General features: G+C 71.7%; 15 protein-coding genes. 11 read left to right on the top strand and 4 right to left on the bottom strand.

Annotated elements, in window-relative coordinates; genetic code table 11:
- Positions 1-21 precede the first annotated feature (21 nt).
- Genes ACX28W_RS37995 through ACX28W_RS37985 form a run of 3 tightly spaced genes read right to left on the bottom strand, consistent with a single transcriptional unit; the run spans position 22 to position 2,855 of the window.
- Entirely contained in the window at positions 22-1,368 is a 1,347-nt protein-coding gene (locus tag ACX28W_RS37995) for a coenzyme F420-0:L-glutamate ligase (RefSeq protein WP_459004660.1), read from the bottom strand.
- Positions 1,365-2,324, bottom strand: a complete 960-nt coding sequence (gene cofD, locus ACX28W_RS37990; protein ID WP_459004659.1) for a 2-phospho-L-lactate transferase — start codon at positions 2,322-2,324, stop codon at positions 1,365-1,367. Before cofD ends, ACX28W_RS37995 begins: the two co-directional genes overlap by 4 nt.
- Positions 2,325-2,366: 42 nt before the next feature.
- Positions 2,367-2,855, bottom strand: a complete 489-nt coding sequence (locus ACX28W_RS37985; RefSeq protein WP_459004658.1) for a cysteine dioxygenase — start codon at positions 2,853-2,855, stop codon at positions 2,367-2,369.
- A 694-nt stretch (positions 2,856-3,549) separates the two neighbouring features.
- On the opposite strand from ACX28W_RS37985, the gene ACX28W_RS37980 reads away from it, so the two are divergent.
- The 3 genes from ACX28W_RS37980 (at position 3,550) to ACX28W_RS37970 (ending at position 9,212) form a co-directional block, all read left to right on the top strand.
- Positions 3,550-3,813, top strand: coding sequence for a WhiB family transcriptional regulator (locus ACX28W_RS37980; protein ID WP_003975777.1), 264 nt, complete (start codon positions 3,550-3,552; stop codon positions 3,811-3,813).
- Positions 3,814-4,065: 252 nt separating this feature from the next.
- Positions 4,066-7,716: a glycosyltransferase family 2 protein gene (locus ACX28W_RS37975; RefSeq protein WP_459004655.1), complete on the top strand. Its 3,651-nt coding sequence runs from the start codon at positions 4,066-4,068 to the stop codon at positions 7,714-7,716.
- Positions 7,713-9,212, top strand: a complete 1,500-nt coding sequence (locus ACX28W_RS37970) for a DUF5719 family protein (protein ID WP_459004654.1) — start codon at positions 7,713-7,715, stop codon at positions 9,210-9,212. The genes ACX28W_RS37975 and ACX28W_RS37970 overlap by 4 nt, the downstream gene beginning before the upstream one ends.
- Before the next feature lie 90 nt (positions 9,213-9,302).
- Here ACX28W_RS37970 and ACX28W_RS37965 read toward each other — a convergent pair whose 3' ends face one another.
- Complete coding sequence (locus ACX28W_RS37965; protein ID WP_459004682.1) at positions 9,303-9,752, bottom strand: metallopeptidase family protein; 450 nt, start codon at positions 9,750-9,752, stop codon at positions 9,303-9,305.
- Positions 9,753-10,146: 394 nt separating this feature from the next.
- Here ACX28W_RS37965 and ACX28W_RS37960 point away from each other — a divergent pair, with 394 nt between their 5' ends.
- From ACX28W_RS37960 to ACX28W_RS37925, 8 genes are all read left to right on the top strand, one after another.
- Positions 10,147-10,578, top strand: coding sequence for a DUF3499 domain-containing protein (locus ACX28W_RS37960; protein ID WP_362075477.1), 432 nt, complete (start codon positions 10,147-10,149; stop codon positions 10,576-10,578).
- Between the two features lie 122 nt (positions 10,579-10,700).
- On the top strand, positions 10,701-12,317 hold the full coding sequence (locus ACX28W_RS37955; protein ID WP_459004680.1) for an L-lactate permease: 1,617 nt from the start codon (positions 10,701-10,703) through the stop codon (positions 12,315-12,317).
- 144 nt (positions 12,318-12,461) lie between these two features.
- On the top strand, positions 12,462-13,823 hold the full coding sequence (locus ACX28W_RS37950) for a phosphomannomutase/phosphoglucomutase (protein ID WP_459004653.1): 1,362 nt from the start codon (positions 12,462-12,464) through the stop codon (positions 13,821-13,823).
- Between the two features lie 246 nt (positions 13,824-14,069).
- On the top strand, positions 14,070-14,240 hold the full coding sequence (locus ACX28W_RS37945) for a Trm112 family protein (RefSeq protein ID WP_266699539.1): 171 nt from the start codon (positions 14,070-14,072) through the stop codon (positions 14,238-14,240).
- 105 nt (positions 14,241-14,345) lie between these two features.
- Positions 14,346-15,473, top strand: coding sequence for an SIS domain-containing protein (locus tag ACX28W_RS37940; RefSeq protein WP_459004651.1), 1,128 nt, complete (start codon positions 14,346-14,348; stop codon positions 15,471-15,473).
- Between the two features lie 78 nt (positions 15,474-15,551).
- A complete protein-coding gene (gene manA, locus ACX28W_RS37935; protein ID WP_459004650.1) occupies positions 15,552-16,703 on the top strand; it encodes a mannose-6-phosphate isomerase, class I in 1,152 nt (383 codons plus the stop codon).
- Positions 16,704-16,813: 110 nt separating this feature from the next.
- Entirely contained in the window at positions 16,814-17,791 is a 978-nt protein-coding gene (locus tag ACX28W_RS37930; RefSeq protein WP_459004649.1) for a cation diffusion facilitator family transporter, read from the top strand.
- A 485-nt stretch (positions 17,792-18,276) separates the two neighbouring features.
- Positions 18,277-19,061: adenosylhomocysteinase (locus tag ACX28W_RS37925; protein ID WP_459004648.1), on the top strand; the 785-nt coding region annotated here is incomplete at its 3' end.

Here is a 19,061-nt window from a genome sequence, read left to right as displayed (position 1 = left end):
GTAGGCGCTCCCGACGCCCCCTCACCGCACCTCGAAGAATGCCGCAGCATCCCGCTCCGGCCGAGCCCTCGGTTCCTCGGCCGCATGCCCGACGGCGACGGCCCCCATCGGGTCCCACCCCTCAGGCAGCCCCAGCACATCCCGTACGACCTCTCGGCAGAACATGGTCGACGACACCCACGCGGAGCCCAGCCGCTCCCCGGCGAGCGCGACGAGGAAGTTCTGCACACCCGCCCCGGCGGCGACGACGAACATCTCCCGCTCGGCCCCGTCGCGCCGCGCGTCCCCGTATGTGTGGGACCCGTCCATGACCAGACACGGCACCACGAGATACGGCGCACGGCGCAGCACATCGCCCCGCCGCACCCGCTTGGCGATGGACTCCTCGCTCTTCCCGTCCCGTCGTAGATCCGCGATCCACGCGTCCTTCATGGCGTCGAGCAGCCGCGTCCGTGACTCCTCGGACTCGAGCAGGACGAACCGCCACGGTGTCGTGTGGTGCGGCGCGGGCGCCGTGACCGCCGCGGCCACGGCCCGCCGTACCGCCCCCGGGTCGACCGGCTCGTCCGTGAAGGCCCGTACGGTGCGCCGCTGCGTGACCGCTTCCCGTACGGCCTCGGACGTGCCGAGCCGGAACATGTCGTCGCGTCCGCCCCGCACGATCGCCCGCGCCCCCTCGCCGTCGTCCTCGGTGATCACCTGGGGCAGTCCGCGCACGACGGCGACGGGCAGCCCGGCGGCCTTGCCCTTGACCAGGTCACCGGCGGCGGCGAGTTCGTCGGCGGTGGCGACGACGGTGGCGCTCAGCGGATTGCCGTACGCGTCGGTGCCGCCCCGTAGATCGTCGAGCACCTGTACGCCCGCGGCCCCGATGGCGACGTCGGTGACGCCGGTGCGCCAGGGCCGGCCGAAGGTGTCGGTGATCACGACGCCGACATCGACCCCGAGGGTGTCGCGCAGTCCGGCCCGGATCGCCCGCGCGGACGCGTCGGGGTCCTCCGGCAGCAACAGCACGGTCCCGGCGGGGGTGTTGGAGGCGTCGACCCCGGCGGCGGCCATCACGAGCCCCTGCCGGTTCTCGACGATCCGCAGGGTCCCGCGGCGCGCCACGACCCGTACGGTCTCGGCGTCGATGGCGGCCTCGCGGTCGCCGGCCTCGATCACGCGCCCTTCCGCCTTGGACACGATCTTCGAGGTGACGAGAAGGACATCCCCGTCGACGAGCCCGGGCTCGGCGACGGCGATCAGCTTGGCGAGGTCATCGCCCCGACGAACCTCGGGAACCCCGGCCAACGCCCAGACCCGGTACCCGGAAGCGACGTTGTCGTCGCCCGCAAGCCCGTCCTCCGAAGGGAGTTGTCCGCTCAAGGCGTCCGCACCTCCTCCGCCAGCGCCAGCGCCTCGCGTGCCATCTGCGCGGCGGCGTCGAGGTCGGACATCATCAGCGGCACGGCCCGGCACCGGATTCCCGCCGCCTCGACCCGCTCCGCGGCCCCCGCGTCGACCGTGTCGACGAGCCAGCCGTCGAGGAGCCCCGAGCCGTAGTGCTCGGCGACCGCCGCAGCGGTCGATTCGACGCCGACCGCAGCCAGCACCTTGTCGGCCATGCCCCGCACGGGCGCGCCCCCGACGATGGGGGAGAGGCCGACCACGGGCACGCCCGCGTCGGCGATGGCCTCCCGGATGCCGGGCACGGCGAGGATCGTGCCGATGGACACGACGGGGTTGGACGGCGGAAAGAGCACGACGTCCGCCTCGGAGATCGCCTCGAGCACCCCGGGCGCCGGCTTGGCCTGCTCCGCGCCGACCGGCACGATGGCCTCGGCCGGCACGGAGGCGCGCAGCCGCACCCAGTACTCCTGGAAGTGGATCGCCTTGCGCTCACCGTCGATCTCGACGGCGACATGCGTCTCCACGCGGTCGTCGGACATGGGGATCAGCCGGACACCGGGCTTCCACCGGTCGCACAGGGCTTGCGTCACGGCGCTGAGCGGATAGCCCGCGCCCAGCATCTGCGTCCGCACGATGTGCGTCGCGAAGTCGCGGTCGCCGAGCCCGAACCACGCCGGCCCGACCCCGTAGGCCGCGAGCTCCTCCTTGAGGTGGAAGGTCTCCTCGGCCCGACCCCAGCCCTGCTCCTCGTTGATACCGCCGCCGAGGGTGTACATCACCGTGTCGAGGTCCGGGCAGACCTTCAGCCCGAAGAGGTGGATGTCGTCCGCGGTGTTGCCGATGACCGTGATGTCCGCGTCCGGCACGGCCCGCTGGAGACCACGCAGGAACCGGGCACCACCGATGCCGCCTGCCAGAACCACAATGCGCATGGTGCTCAGTCTCGCAGGCGGGTCCGACAACGCGTGAGGCGGTTACGAGACCTCGGCGACCGCGCAGCGCGCCGCGTGCATCGGCATCTCGGTGAGCCCGGGGTAATAGACGTGCAGGCTCACGGCCGGTTCCAGGGAGTCGTTGACGACCTCGTGGACGTAGCCGGGCGCGAACACCCGTTGCGATCCCGCCTTCAACGCGCGCGTGTCACGCTCCGTGCGCTCCGTCAGCGCGCCCTCCAGGACGGTGAGTACGCCGGAGGAGCGGCCGTGGTCGTGCAGCCCGCTGCCCTGCCCGGGCACCCAGGAAAGGAGCCACACCTCGTAACCGGGGCCGGTGCGCAGCCGGTGGTACCAGCGGGACGTCGCGTCGTACTGGACGAGGTGCGCCCACTGCGAGCGGTCGGCGGCGATGGAGCGGGCGAGGCCGACGAACTCGGCCACGGTGGCGGGGTGCTCGCGCGGCGGCTGGAGCAGGTGCGGTACTTCGAGGATGTCGCCGGCGATCTGGAGGTCGTTGTCGCTGTTCATGGGGTGCGGTGGTTCCTCGGCGTGAGAGTGCTGGGGTGTCGCGGCCATTTCCGTCCGGATCGCGGACGGGGAGGGGATTCGCCTCAGTGCGGGCGAGAGGTCGCCCCTGGGGGGCGAGGCAGCCGGAGCGCGGTAGGGCTCAACAGCTGGGACAGCAACAACAGCTACAGCGAGCGCGGGCAGCACCGTGGGACCCGGCAGTGCGGGTCGAGGTGAGTGCCAAGTTCGCGAGCATGCCCACAAGGACACCGGCTCACACCCTGACTGTCAACTTGGTGTCCGCTATATGAGAAATGTTTCACCTCATCCGGTTCATCTGTGGGGCGAAAGGTTTGTTCAGGAGCCGCCCCGGACACATGGCGCACAACCGGGCGCACAAACCTCGATGCGACCCCCGTGATCCAAATGTGATCCGGTTCGCTTCGGGGTCCCGTGTCGGAACGAGATCGAACTTCTCGACGTCCTTCTCGGTAGTGGATCGAGGGCTCGGTGTGAACTTCTGAGGCTGTCAGGGTTTATGTCGATTTGAACACTTTCCGCATAGCCTTGGTTCCGCAGAGTGAATAAGGGGCTCAATAGCAGATCTCGGCTTGACTGGCCCGGATCGGCACACTTGTAATTTCACTCGTGTCGTTCAGCCGACAACAGTGAACGGCAGCATCACGGGGACGCGAAAGACAGACGAGGGGCGCACATGACCGAGCTGGTGCAGCAACTGCTGGTCGACGACGCGGACGAGGAACTCGGCTGGCAGGAGCGCGCGCTGTGCGCCCAGACCGACCCCGAGTCCTTCTTCCCCGAGAAGGGCGGCTCCACCCGCGAGGCCAAGAAGGTCTGTCTCGCCTGCGAGGTCCGCTCCGAGTGCCTCGAATACGCGCTCGCCAACGACGAGCGGTTCGGCATCTGGGGCGGCCTGTCCGAGCGTGAACGCCGCCGTCTGAAGAAGGCCGCCGTCTGACCGACAGAAGGCCGCCGTCCGAACGAGAGAAGGCCGCCGTCCGACCGATCGGCGCACACCTCTCGGTACCGATCCATGTACTGATCCATCCGTACCGACACGTAACGAACGGCCCGTCGCAGGTGGGTTATCCACAGGCGGCGGGCCGCTGTGCTGCCCAGCCGTTAGTGTGGGCCCTCGTCCGAGACGTCCCGCTGTCCCCGCCGGACACAGGCGTCCACCGCAGTCCATCGAACCGGGGCCCGTACCTCGATGTCCGTGCACAGCCATACGGCAGCCGCCCAACACGACGCTGCTACCCCTGAGTTCCCGCGCCACGTGGTGACCGCGGTGCTCGTCTCCCACGACGGCGCCCGCTGGCTGCCCGAGGCGCTCGCCGGGCTGCTCGGCCAGGAACGCCCCGTGCAGAACGCCGTGGCGGCCGACACCGGCAGCGCGGACGACTCCGCCCAGCTGCTCACCGACGCACTCGGCGCCGACCGGGTGCTGCACCTCGCCCGGCGCACCGGCTTCGGCCAGGCCGTCGAGGAGGCATCCCGCAACGCGGGTGTGCTCACTCCGGACGACCTGCCCTACCTGAAGCGCCCCAGCGGCTGGGACCCGGTCACCCGCACCTGGCGCGACGACGCGTACGACATGCCGGAGCTCCCGCACGGCGAGCCCCAGCAGTGGCTGTGGCTGCTGCACGACGACTCGGCCCCCGAGCCCGACGCCCTGGCCCAGCTGCTCCGCGTCGTGGAGAACGAACAGGAGCTCGGCCAGGAAGTCGCCGTCATCGGCCCCAAGCTCCGCGGCTGGTACGACCGCCGGGCGCTCCTCGAGGTCGGCGTCACCATCGCCAACTCCGGCCGCCGCTGGACCGGCCTGGACCGCCGCGAGCAGGACCAGGGCCAGCACGACCACGTCCACCCCGTGCTCGCCGTGTCCACCGCCGGCATGCTCATCCGGCGCGACGTCTTCGAGGAACTCGGCGGCTTCGACCGACGACTGCCCCTCATGCGCGACGACGTCGACCTGTGCTGGCGTGCCCAAGCCGCCGGACACCGCGTCCTCGTCGCCCCCGAAGCGGTCGTCCGGCACGCCGAGGCCGCCTCCCGCGAGCGCCGCACCGTCGACTGCGTGGGCCGTACCGCCGCCTCCCCGCACAAGGTCGACAAGGCGGGCGCCGTCTACACCCTCCTCGTCAACGCGCGTACGGCACAGCTGCCCTGGATCCTTGTCCGGCTCGTCCTCGGCACCCTGCTGCGCACGGTCGCCTACCTCGTCGGCAAGGTCCCCGGACAGGCCGTCGACGAGATCCGCGGCCTGCTGGGCACCCTGCTGCGCCCGGAGCGGATCCTCGCGGGCCGCCGCAGACGAGGCCGCCCCCAGGTCGACAAGGGCGAACTGCGCCCGCTGTTCCCGCCGCCCGGCGCGACCGTGCGGGCCACCTTCGAACAGGTCGCGGGCAACCTCGTGGGCCAGGACGACCCCGACGCCGTCGCCGGTGTCGGACGGCACGGCGGCGCGGTCGAGTCCGGGCCCGGCGGCGACGACGCCGACTTCCTGGAGATCGAGCAGTTCGCCCGGCTCAAGCGCGTCGCCCGCAACCCGGGACCGATGCTCTTCCTGGTACTGCTGTTCGTCTCGCTCCTCGCCTGCCGTGATCTCCTCGGCGGCGGGGCGCTCGCGGGCGGCGCGCTGCTGCCCGCGCCCGCCGACGCCTCCGAGCTCTGGTCGCGCTATCTGGACGCCTGGCACCCGGTGGGCGCCGGCGGCACCCAGTCCGCGCCGCCGTACCTCGCGCTCGTCGCGCTGCTGTCCTCCCTGCTCCTCGGCTCCACCGGGCTCGCCGTCACCGTGCTCCTGGTGGCCTCCGTACCGCTGGCAGGCTTCACCGCGTACTTCGCCTCCCGGCCCCTCGTCGAGTCGCGCCTGCTGCGCGCCTGGGCGTCCGTCGCGTACGCGTTCCTGCCCGCCGTCTCCGGCGCCCTCGCCGGCGGCCGCATCGGCACCGCCTTCCTCGCCATCCTGCTGCCGCTCATCGCGCGCGCGGGCATCGCCGCGAGCGGGCTGACCCACTCCTCAGGGGCGCGCGGCAGCTGGCGCGCCACCTGGGCGTACGCCCTGCTGCTGACCTTCACCACGGCCTTCACGCCGATCATCTGGCCCATCGCCCTGGTCCTCGGAATCGCGCTCCTGGCAGTGCGCCGAAGGGAGATCACCGCCTACGGGCCGCGCTTCCTGGCCCAGCTCGGCACCCCGCTGCTGGTCCTCGCCCCCTGGTCGCTGACGCTGCTCCCCTTCGGCTTCTTCGGGGAAGCCGGTCTGTCGTACGGCGAGAGCGCGGCCTCCGCGCTCGACCTGCTCGGCGCCAGCCCCGGCGGCCCCGGGACCGTCAGCGGACTGATGCTCATCGGCATCGTGCTGGCGGCACTGGCCGCCCTGATGCGCTCGCAACGTCAGGCCGGGATCTGGACGGCCTGGGCCGTCGCCCTGGTGGCGCTCGTCTTCGCCGTGCTGTCCAACAGCTCGACGTGGGCCGGTCCCGCCACCCTCGTCTACGGCCTCGCGCTGCTCGCCGCCGCCGCACTGGGCGCCGACGGGGCACGCGCGCGCGTGGCCGAGCAGAGCTTCGGCTGGCGCCAACCGGTCGCCGCCCTCATCGCGTTCGCGTCCGCCGCGGGCCCGCTGCTGGTGGCCGCCGGATGGATCATCGGCGGCGCCGACGGGCCCGTGGAGCGCCGGGACCCGGTGCAGGTGCCCGCGTTCGTCGCCGAGGAGAGCGGCACCCGCGACCAGGCCCGCACCCTCGTCCTCGACAGCCAGTCGACCGCCACGGTCGGCTACACCCTCGTACGAGGCTCCGGCGCCCGCATGGGCGACGCCGAACTCGCGGCGGCGGGCGGCGAGAACACCAAGCTCGACAAGGTCGTCGCCAACCTCGTCGCCGGTTCCGGCGCCGACCAGGCCGACCAGCTCGGCGGCTTCGCCGTGCGCTACGTCCTGGTCCGCAAGGGCGCGCCCCGCGAGGTGAGCCGCGTCCTGGACGCCACCCCGGGCCTGACCCGGCTCAGCCAGCAGGACGGCAGCGCCCTGTGGCGCCTGGACCGGCAGGTCTCGCGCGCCGCGATCGTCCCCAAGTCCGGCGAGCAGCTGTCCATCGCCGCCGGACCCGTCGAGGCGCACACCACCGTCCCCGCCGGGGCCGAGGGCCGCGTCCTGCGCCTCGCCGACACGGCCGACGAGGGCTGGACGGCCACCCTGGACGGAAAGCCGCTCACCCGCACCACGGTCGACGGCTGGGCGCAGGGCTTCGAACTGCCCACGAGCGGCGGTAAGTTGGACGTCACCTTCGACGCCCCGATGAGCCACACCGGCTGGGTGTGGGCCCAGGGAGCGCTCGCCGTGGTCCTCGTCGTCCTCGCCCTGCCCGGGCGGCGCCGTGACATCGACGACGACCTCCCCGAGGAGCCGCTCGCCGCCGCCCAGGACGTCACGGGCGACGGCCGCCGCGCCCGCCGCCTGCGCGCCCAGGCCGAGGCCGAGCAGGCCGCACAGGACCCCGACACCCTTCCTCCTCCGGAGGAGGAGGAAGGCCCGCGCGAGCCCGCCGCGGTCCCCCAGCAGCAGGCGTACGGCGAGTGGGACAACCAGAGCTACGCGGGCGCCGAGTACGGCACCTACGACGCCGAGCAGTACCAGGGCCGGCAGCAGTACCCGGCCGGCGCGTACGAGCAGCCGTACCAGGCGGACCCCTACCAGACGGGGCAGTACGACCCGTACGCCTATGGGGGCACGACGCCGTACGACCAGACGTACACGCAGGGCTACGACGCCACGTACGACCCGACGCAGCCCCCGATGCCCCCGCAGCCGCCGCACGGCACCGACAGTGAGCGCCCCGACGGGAGCCAGCAGTGAACCGCACCACCCTGTCCCTGATCGCCGGCGTGACCGCGCTCGCCGCCGTCACCGGATTCGCCTCGATGAACGCGCCGGCCGCCTCCGGCGGCGCCACCGCCAAGGCGGCCGCGCAACTGCCCGTGGTGCGCACCAGCCTGCTCTGCCCGCAGCCCAGCACCTCCGACCTCGCCGACACGACGTACACGTCCTTCACGCCCGTCACCAAGGGCACGAGCGACAGCGGCGAGGCACAACTCCAGGCCGCGGGCGAGGAGTCGGCGGACGGCGCGAGCGGAAAGAAGAGCGACAAGAAGGCCGCCAAGCCCGTCCTGGAGCCCGAGGAACCCGGCAAGCCGGCCACCGGCGAGAGCTCGGGCGCACAGGCGCCCGCTCTCGTCGGCACCGCCGAGGGCAGGTTCGCGCCCGGCTGGACCGTCCAGGAGACCACCGAGGTCGCCGCAGGCACCGGCCGCGGCCTGCTCGGCACCAACTGCACCGCCCCGGACACCGAGTTCTGGTTCCCGGCCGCCAGCACCGCCGACAACCGCACCGACTACGTGCACCTGACCAACCCCGACGACTCGGCCGCGGTCGTCGACGTCGAGCTGTACGGCAAGGACGGCACCCTCAAGTCGACGGTGGGCGAGGGCATCACGGTCCAGCCCCGCTCCAGCGAGCCGATCCTGCTGAACACGCTCACCGACACACCGCAGACCGACCTCACCGTGCACGTGACCGTCCGCAGCGGCCGGGTCGGCGCCGCCGTGCAGGCCCTGGACGAGGAGACCGGCGGTGACTGGCTGGCCGCCGCCACCGACCCGGCGGGCAGCCTGGTGGTGCCCGGCATCCCGAAGGACGCCACCTCCGTGCGCCTGGTCGCCTTCGTGCCCGGCGACCAGGACGCCGACCTGAAGGTGCGCCTGGCCTCGCCCACGGGCCTGATCACTCCCGCGGGGAGCGAGACGCTGCACGTCAAGTCCGGCATGACCGCCGCGGTCGACCTCGGTGACGTCACGCGCGGCGAGGCGGGCTCCCTGGTCCTCACGCCCACCAGCACCTCGGTGCCGGTCGTCGCCGCCGTGCGGGTCGTGCGGGGCAAGGGCGCCAAGCAGGAGACGGCGTTCATCCCGGCCACCGCTCCGGTGGCCGCGCGCGCGACGGTCGCCCAGAACAGCTCCAAGGGCACCACGCTCGCCGTCTCCGCACCCGGCCGCACCGCCGAGGTCAAGGTCACCGCCTCCGCGGGCAGCGAGGGCGGTACGGCGGCGACGAAGACCTTCACGATCAAGGGCGGCACCACCCAGAACGTCGAGGCACCGGTCCCGAGCGGCCTCAAGGGGACGTACGCGCTGACGGTGGAGCGGCTCTCCGGCGGCTCCGTCTACGCCTCCCGAACCCTCGCCCTCACCCAGGACGGCGTTCCCGGCTTCACCGTCCAGACCCTCCCGGACGACCACGGGACCGTGGCGGTGCCGGAAGCGGACCAGGATCTCTCGGTGCTGCTGAAGCAGTGATCCCGCACGGGTGACGCAGTACGGATGATCCAGTTACGGGTGATCCAGTTACGGGTGATCCGCCGGGTCCTCAAGGAGACCCGGCGGTCGTCAGTCCTCGCCGTAGCGAGGGTCGACCGTCTCCGGTGTCAGCCCCAGCAGCTCGGCGACCTGCTCCACGACGACCTCGTGCACCAGGGCGGCGCGCTCGTCGCGACCCTTGGTGCGGATCTCGACCGGGCGACGGTAGATGACCACGCGCGCGGGCTGGCCCTCGTGCGCCGCGATCGTGCCACCCAGGGGCACCGCCTCGTCGCTCCAGCCCTCGCCGGAGCCATCCAGGCGGGGCACTTCGAGGATCAGGAAGTCGATGTCGGCGAGCTGCGGCCAGCGCCGCTCCAGCCGCTCCACGGAGTCCTGCACCAGGTCTGCGAAGACCTCGGCACGGCTCGCGGCGAGCGGCACCTGGGGCGGCGCGACGGGACCGCGCATGCCCCTTCCGTGGCGATCACGACGGCGGGGCCCTGGTGCGGCGGCGCGGGGCGGTACGGGGTTGTCCATCACTGACGAAGAGTAGTCCCCGCGAGGTTCGCGCGCCCGACCCCCACGCGGCTGCCCGCAGACCGGCGGCGGGAAGCCCGGAGCCCCTCCCGGATGCCGCTCGTCTTCCCTTCCGGATGCAGCTTGTCGCCCCTTCCGGATGCCACTCGACGCCCCTTCCGGATTGCGTCCGATACCCATGCCAGATGTCGCCCGATGACCATTCCGGCCAAGCTTGGGCTCGATTCCGTATCCCTCCAGGACCGCCGCTCACATGGCAATTGACATGGTTTGCATCAACTGGTGACCGGATTCAGTCCTGTTCGGCATCCCGTCACGGGATGTCGCCCCAGGTCAGCGCGGCGAGTTCGGAGGTGTGTGTGGGCGGTCTCACAGTACGACACGGTGGGGTGACCTGGGGGAGAGTCGTCGCGGCCCGCTCAAGAGTGCGGTACCGTCCAACGTCGTGAGCCCTGTACGTCGCTGTTCGCGCACCGCTTGCGGCCGTCCCGCCGTCGCGACGCTGACGTACGTCTACGCCGACTCGACCGCGGTCCTCGGCCCGCTCGCCACCTACGCCGAACCCCACTGCTACGACCTGTGCGCCGAGCACTCCGCGCGCCTCACCGCGCCACGCGGCTGGGAAGTCGTGCGGCTCGCCGACTCCTCGGGTCCCTCCCGCCCCAGCGGCGACGACCTCGAGGCCCTCGCCAACGCGGTGCGCGAGGCGGCCCGTCCGCAGCGGCGTGCCGCCGAGGCCGGTGGCGGCGGCAGCGCCCGCACGGCGGACCCGATGGAGGTCGCGCGCCGCGGCCATCTCCGCGTGCTGCGCTCGCCGGACAACTGAGGTCGATCGGTCCCCCCGTTCCACTGGGTGATGCACGCCCATTGACGTGAAGTTGTCGCGGACACGACCATTCCGTCAGATGTGAATTCCCTTTCCGCATGACGGAATCCGGGGAGGTACCCGTGTACGTCCAGGAACTGGAACCCGTGGCCGACTCGCTGGGCCTGTCCGCCCTCGTCGCGACCCTGCCCCTGGTCATCGTGCTGATCCTGCTCGGCGGAGTCCGCATGAAGGCGCATCTGGCCGGGCTCATCGGCCTCCTGACAGCCGCCCTGGTCGCGTGGTTCGCCTACGGCATGCCCGTCGACCAGACGCTCTCCAGTGCCGCCCAGGGAGCCGTTTTCGGCCTCTTCCCCATCCTGTGGATCGTCGTCAACGCCCTGTGGGTGTACCGGATGACCGTCCGCACCCGGCACTTCGACATCCTGCGCCGCTCCTTCGGGCGCCTGTCCGACGACCCGCGCATCCAGGCACTCGTCGTCGCCTTCTGCTTCGGCGCGCTCCTGGAGGCCCTGGCGGGCTTCGGCGCGCCCGTCGCGATCTGCTCGGTGATGCTGGTCGCGCTCGGCTTCGACCCCGTCCGCGCCGCCGTCGTCGCGCTCGTCGCCAACACCGCGCCGGTCGCCTTCGGGGCGATGGGCACACCGGTCGTCACCCTCGCCCAAGTCACGGGCCTGCCCCTGGACTCGGTGGCCTCCGTAGTGGGCCGGCAGACACCCCTGCTGGCCCTCGTCGTCCCCCTGGTGCTCGTCGGCCTGGTCGACGGACGGCGCGGACTGCGCGAGACCTGGGTACCCGCCCTGGCGTGCGGAGTCGCCTTCGCCATCGCCCAGTTCGCCGCCTCGAACTACGTCTCCGCGCAACTCGCCGACATCGGCGCGGCCTTGGCGGGCGCCGCCGCCCTGGTCGCCGTACCGCAGGCGCGCAGGGCGGCCGCCGAGCCGGTACGGGTCGCGGTCCTGACCGGCGTACGCAGCGAGGACCTGGACGAGGAGGACCCGCGCCCCGAAGTCATACGCGCCTACGCCCCGTACGCGCTGATCGTCGCCATCTTCTCCGTCGCCCAGATCCCCGCCGTCAAGGACTGGCTGGCCAAGGCGACCCGCACCTTCGACTGGCCCTTCCTGGACGTCGTGAACCCGGACGGAGACCCGGTCGGCGGCAATGTCTTCACCTGGCCCATCGTCTCGACCGGCGGCACGCTCGTGCTGCTCGCCGGGCTGTGCACGGCCGTCGTTCTCGGGGTGCACGCGCGCGTGGCCGTCAAGGAATGGGTGGCGACGGTCCATGAGTTGAGGTTCGCGATCCTCACCGTGACGTCCGTCCTTGCCCTCGCCTACGTCATGAACCTCTCCGGACAGGCGGCCACGATCGGCCACTTCGTGGCGGCCGCCGGCGCGGGACTCGCCTTCCTGTCACCGGTGCTGGGCTGGTTCGGCGTGGCCGTCTCCGGCTCGGACACCTCGGCGAACGCCCTTTTCGGCGCCCTCCAGGTGAGCGCGGCCCGCGAGTCGGGGCTGTCCCCCGAACTGCTCGCCGCCGCCAACAGTTCGGGCGGCGTGCTGGGCAAGATGATCTCGCCGCAGAACCTCACCATCGCGTGCGCGGCCGTCGGGCTCGCGGGCCGCGAGGGAGACCTGCTGCGCAAGGTTCTGCCATGGAGTGTCGGACTGCTGCTGATCATGTGTCTGATCGTGGTGGGGCAGAGCTCGCCGGTCCTGGAGTGGATGTTGCCCTGACCCGGCACGCTTCACCCGCGTCACGACACGGCCCGACACGGTCTCCCAGGTGACGGATGCGCGTCCGATCAGCCGCTTCACAGCGGATTGTCAGCCCGGACGGGTAGTTTGAGGTGACCGAAGTGGACTTCTGGAGGGTTGGCCGTGACTGCTGATCTGTCGCAGCTCGTGAAGGCGTACGACGTACGCGGGGTGGTCCCGGACCAGTGGGACGAGTCGCTGGCCGAGCTGTTCGGGGCGGCCTTCGTCCAGGTGACCGGTGCGGACGCCATCGTGATCGGGCACGACATGCGGCCCTCGTCGCCCGGCCTGTCGCGCGCCTTCGCGCGCGGTGCGGCGGCGCGCGGTGTCGACGTGACCGAAATCGGTCTGTGCTCGACGGACCAGCTCTACTACGCGTCGGGCGCGTTCGACCTGCCCGGCGCCATGTTCACAGCCTCGCACAACCCCGCCCAGTACAACGGCATCAAGATGTGCCGCGCGGGCGCGGCCCCGGTCGGCCAGGACACCGGCCTCTCCGAGATCCGCGAACTCGTCGAGTCCTGGCTCGACTCGGGCGCCCCGACCTCGGACGCGACACCGGGAACGATCACACAGCGGGACACGTTGGAGGACTACGCGGCGTACCTCCGCTCGCTCGTCGACCTGACGTCCATCCGCCCCCTGAAGGTCGTGGTCGACGCGGGCAACGGCATGGGCGGGCACACGGTCCCGACCGTCTTCGCCGGCCTGCCCCTGGACCTCGTCCCCATGTACTTCGAACTGGACGGCACGTTCCCCAACCACGAGGCGAACCCGCTGGACCCGGCGAACATCGTGGACCTCCAGCAGCGCGTGCGCGAGGAGAGCGCCGACCTCGGCATCGCCTTCGACGGCGACGCGGACCGCTGCTTCGTCGTCGACGAGAACGGCGACCCGGTCTCCCCGTCCGCGGTCACCGCCCTGGTCGCCGCCCGCGAACTCGGCAAGCACGGCGGCGGCACGGTCATCCACAACCTCATCACCTCCTGGTCGGTGCCCGAGGTGGTCCGGGAGCACGGCGGCACCCCGGTCCGCACCCGCGTCGGCCACTCCTTCATCAAGGCCGAGATGGCCCGTACGGGCGCGATCTTCGGCGGCGAGCACTCCGCGCACTACTACTTCCGCGACTTCTGGAACGCCGACACGGGCATGCTGGCCGCCCTCCACGTCCTCGCCGCCCTCGGCGGCCAGGACGGCCCGCTCTCCCAGCTTGTCGCCTCCTACGACCGCTACGCGGGCTCCGGCGAGATCAACTCCACCGTCGACGACCAGACGGCCCGTCTCGCCGCGATCAAGGCCGCCTACGAGGGCCGCGAGGGCGTCACCCTCGACGAGCTCGACGGCCTGACCGTCACCGCCGACGACTGGTGGTTCAACGTCCGCCCCTCCAACACGGAACCCCTCCTCCGCCTGAACGCCGAGGCCAAGGACGAGGCCACGATGGCGAAGGTGAGGGACGAGGTCCTGGAAACCATCAGGGGCTGAATCGATCTTTCAGCCCGTCCGGAGTTTGAGGACGAGCCCTGCGGGCGCACGGGGGCCGGGGGGCGCTGCATCCATCAGCGGCTCCGCCGCGGGCCCCAGGGACGGGACGGTAGGGGCGGCGGGGGCGAAAGAACCGGCCCGCCCCCCCCCCCGCACCCCGCTCAAGCCAGCGCAGCGCCCCGGCACACAACCCCCCACAGCGGTACGCTGATCAGGCCGCATCCACCCTGTTCGAAAGGACACCCCATGCCGCTCGAAGCCGGCCTCCTGGAGATCCTCGCCTGCCCGGCCTGCCACGCCCCGCTCAAGGAGCAGGAGAGCGAGCTGGTCTGTACGGGACAGGACTGCGGCCTCGCCTACCCCGTCCGCGACGGCATCCCCGTACTGCTCGTCGACGAGGCCCGCCGCCCCGCGTAAGCGGCGCTCGGCGCCCCCAGGACACCAGCGACAAGGCGATACGGCCGACAAGGCGATACAGGCGCGATACAGGCGACACACCGGCGATCGGGAGGCTGCCGACCTATGCTCGACGAATCGCTGCTCGACGACCCGGAGGCGCTCGCCCGCGCCGACCGGCGCGAGCTGCTCCGGGGTGCCGCGGAGGCCGGCGCCCGTGTGCGTACGGCGGTCCGGCACGCCGCTGAGGCCGGGATCCAGGAGCTGAAGCCGGACGGCCGCCCGCGCGCCGTCCTGATCGCCGGCCCCGGTCTGGCCGCCACCGGCGTCGCCGAACTGCTCGGCACGCTCGCCGGCGCGAGCTGTCCCTTCACCCGGCTCACTCCCACCGGCGTCGCCCCCGACGGGGGCGCCCTGCGCTGGGAGCTGCCCGGCTGGGCGGGCCCCGTGGACCTCCTGCTCATCGCCACACCCGACGGATACGAGCCGGGCCTCGAACTCCTGGTCGAGCAGGCGTACCGGCGCGGCAGCTCCGTCGTCGCGGTGGCCCCCGCCGGCACCCCGATCACGGAAGCGGTGGAGGGCGCGCACGGCCTGTTCGTACCGATGGCGACCGCCCCGTACGAGCCGGAGTCGCCCCTGGCGGCCTCCGCCCCCGGCGTCCTGTGGGCGCTGCTCACCCCACTTCTCGCGCTGCTGGACCGCACCGGTCTGGTCTCCGCCCCACCCGAGGCGCTGCAGAAGGTCGCCGACCGCCTCGACCGCGTCGCCGAACGCTGCGGCCCGGCCATCGCCACCTACGGCAACCCCGCCAAGACGCTCGCCGCCGACCTCGCCGAAGCGCTCCCGGTGATCTGGACGGAGGGCACCTCCGCGGGCCCCGCGGGCCGCCGCTTCACCGCCGCCCTCGCGGAGCTGGCGGGCCGCCCCGCGCTCACCGCCGAACTTCCGGAGGCGCTCGCCTCCCACAGCGTCCTGCTCGCGGGCGCACTCGCCGCGGGCGCCGACCCCGAAGACTTCTTCCGCGACCGCGTCTCGGAGGCACAGGCCCTCCACGCGCGCGTGGTGCTCCTGCGTGACCGCCCGGCCGGCGGCCTCACCGCCGCCCCCTCGGCCCGTGAGCTCGCCCTCAGCCACGACACCGCGATCAGCGAGCTCGAACCCGAGGAGGGCTCCGAACTGGAGACCCTCGCGGACCTGATCGCCGTCACGGATTTCGCCGCCGTTTACCTGGCGCTCGCTTCGAGGGCCTGATGTTGGTCCGCACCAGCTGACGCACACCTGGTGAAGAACGCCTGCCGAGCACCGTACGTACGGAGAAGACGACACACCATGGACCGCCTCGACAACACCGTCCGCCCCTACGCCTGGGGCTCGACCACCGCCATACCGCGGCTGCTCGGCGTGCAGCCGACCGGTGAGCCGCAGGCGGAGATGTGGATGGGCGCCCACCCGGGCGCGCCCTCGCGCACCGCGCGCGGTCCCCTCACCGAGGTCATCGACGAGGACCCCGAGCAGGAACTCGGCCGGGCGGCCGTCGCCAAGTTCGGCCCCCGCCTGCCGTTCCTGCTGAAGATCCTCGCCGCGGGAGCCCCCCTCTCCCTCCAGGTGCACCCCAACCTGGAGCAGGCGAAGGAGGGCTACGAGGACGAGGAGGAGCGGGGCATCCCGATGGACGCCCCGCACCGCAACTACAAGGACGCCAACCACAAGCCCGAACTGATATGCGCCCTTACCGAGTTCGACGGCCTGTGCGGTTTCCGCGCCCTCGACGAGACCGCCGAACTGCTCGCGGGCCTGGACGTCGACTCCCTCAAGCCGTACGTCGACCTGCTGCACGCCCACCCCGAAGAGGCCGCCCTGCGTGAGGTCCTCACGGCGCTGCTCGCCGCCGACCGCGAGGAGATGGCCCGCACGGTCACCGAGACCGCGGCCGCCTGCGCCCGCCTCGGCGGCGCCTACGCCCCGTACGCGGACCTCGCCCACCACTACCCGGGCGACCCCGGAGTCATCGCAGCGATGCTCCTCAACTACGTCCAACTGCAGCCCGGCGAGGCCCTGTTCCTCGGCGCCGGAGTCCCGCACGCCTACCTCAACGGCCTCGGCGTCGAGATCATGGCCAACTCCGACAACGTCCTGCGCTGCGGCCTGACCCCCAAGCACGTCGACGTCCCCGAACTTCTGCGCATCGTCCGCTTCGAGGCGAGCGACCCCGGCGTACTGCGCCCGGAGGCCTCCCCGGACGGCGAGGAGGTCTACGCGACCCCCATCGACGAGTTCCGCCTCTCCCGGTACGCACTGGCGGAGGGCGCGGGCCCGCACGACCTGACGCGAGCGACCCCGCAGATCCTGCTCTGCACGGCGGGCGAGGTCCGGGCGGACGGCAGCACGCTGACCCCCGGCCAGTCGGTCTTCGTACCGGCCGGACAAAAGGCCGAAGTGTCGGGTTCCGGCACGATCTTCCGTGCGACAGTAGTGGTCTGACGGGGCGACTGTGGTGGCCTGGCGCACCGCTGTCGGGCAGGGCTGCAACAATGACCCACCGTAAAGGGTGGGCAAAGCCCGGACGGCGTACGAAGGGACAGCAGGAGCACATGAGCGCTTCAGGCGGCACCAGAGCGATCGTGGCGGCACTCGCCGCCAACCTCGCGATCGCGGTAGCGAAGTTCGTGGCGTTCCTCTTCAGCGGTTCGTCCTCGATGCTCGCCGAGTCCGTGCACTCGGTCGCCGACTCCGGCAACCAGGGCCTGCTCCTGCTCGGCGGCAAGAAGGCGCAACGCGAGGCGACCCCGCAGCACCCCTTCGGGTACGGCCGCGAGCGCTATATCTACGCTTTCCTCGTCTCGATCGTCCTCTTCTCGGTCGGCGGCATGTTCGCCATCTACGAGGGCTACGAGAAGATCAAGCACCCGCACGAGATCGAGCACTGGTACTGGCCGGTGGGCGTGCTGGTGTTCGCGATCATCGCGGAGTCGTTCTCCTTCCGGACGGCCATCAAGGAGTCCAACCCCCTGCGAGGCGGGAAGTCCTGGAAGGACTTCGTCCGCCACGCCAAGGCCCCCGAGCTGCCGGTCGTCCTCCTGGAGGACCTCGGCGCACTGGTCGGTCTGATCCTCGCGCTCGGCGGCGTCGGCCTGGCCCTGCTCACCGGCGATGGCGTCTGGGACGGCATCGGCACGCTCTGCATCGGCATCCTGCTCATCCTGATCGCGCTGGTCCTCGCCGCGGAGACCAAGTCGCTTCTCCTGGGCGAGGCCGCGGGCATCGACGAGGTCCAGAAGATCGAGGCCGCCATCGTCGCCGGCGACACGGTCACCGGGATCATCCACATGCGCACCCTCCACCTCGGCCCCGAGGAACTGCTCGTCGCCGCCAAGATCGCCGTCCAGCACGACAACACGGCTGCCGAGGTCGCCGCCGCGATCGACGCCGCCGAGTCCCGCATCCGCGCCGCCGTCCCGATCGCTCGTGTGATCTACCTGGAGCCGGACATCTACAGCGAGGCGGAGGCCGCGAAGGGCCCCGACCGTGACGCGGCACCTGGCGGCCCGGCCCAGCCGACCGGACACTGACCTCCACCTCTGCCTGTACGCCGCTGGGGCCCGCCTGAAGTCCAGGCGGGCCCCAGCCGCTGTCGGCGGCAGTTTCCCGACCGCACGCACGTATGGCTGATGCCGATCAGGCGAAGACCGACCGGACAACTCACGCCGATCCCCTCACGCCCTCGTCCCGCCGAACACCTTCCGGAAGCCGCGCAGGATCACTTCCCGCGGACGCCCTGTCGCCGGCCTGATGCATCCGCAGGGAACCGGCCGTGTGCGCAACCGGGCTGGGGCGGGCTGGGCCGACCGGTGTAGCTTGGTGCCTGAGCCAGACGTCGCTGCTGATGGCGGTCGGGCGGTCCCACCGCGGACCGGCCGAGGGAGAGAGGGCCTCCGACGGACTGCGCTGCGCGCACCGGGCACGCCTGTGCCCAGACCGGGCATGCCTATGCCCGCCGCCGCGCAGAACAGCCGTACCACCTCGCCCCAATCCCGATCCCGAGGAGCAGCTCGACATGACGACTGTCGACAACCGACAGGACTTCAAGGTCGCCGACCTCTCCCTGGCCGCGTTCGGCCGCAAGGAGATCACCCTCGCCGAGCACGAGATGCCCGGCCTGATGTCGATCCGCAAGGAGTACGCCGAGGCGCAGCCCCTCGCGGGCGCCCGCGTCACCGGCTCCCTGCACATGACGGTGCAGACCGCCGTCCTCATCGAGACCCTGGTCGCCCTGGGCGCCGAGGTCCGCTGGGTGTCCTGCAACATCTTCTCCACCCAGGACCACGCCGCCGCCGCCATCGCGGTCGGCCCGAACGGCACGCCCGAGAACCCGCAGGGCGTCCCGGTCTTCGCCTGGAAGGGCGAGACGCTGGAGGAGTACTGGTGGTGCACGGAGCAGGCTCTGACCTGGCCGAACACCCCCACCGGCGGCCCGAACATGATCCTGGACGACGGCGGTGACGCCACCCTCCTCGTCCACAAGGGCGTCGAGTACGAGAAGGACGGCAAGGTCCCGTCCGTCGACACCGCCGAGTCCGAGGAGCACCGCTTCGTCCTCGAACTCCTGCACCGCACCATCACGGACGGCTCGCAGAAGTGGACCCAGCTCGCCTCGGACATCCGCGGCGTGACCGAGGAGACCACGACCGGCGTGCACCGTCTGTACGAGATGCACCGCGACGGCACCCTGCTGTTCCCGGCGATCAACGTGAACGACGCGGTGACGAAGTCGAAGTTCGACAACAAGTACGGCTGCCGGCACTCCCTGATCGACGGCATCAACCGCGCCACGGACGTCCT

The sequence above is a fragment of the Streptomyces sp. SD15 genome (assembly GCF_054462255.1).
Note: the sequence above shows the minus strand (reverse complement) of the source record. Positions and strands in the feature narration are given on the sequence as shown.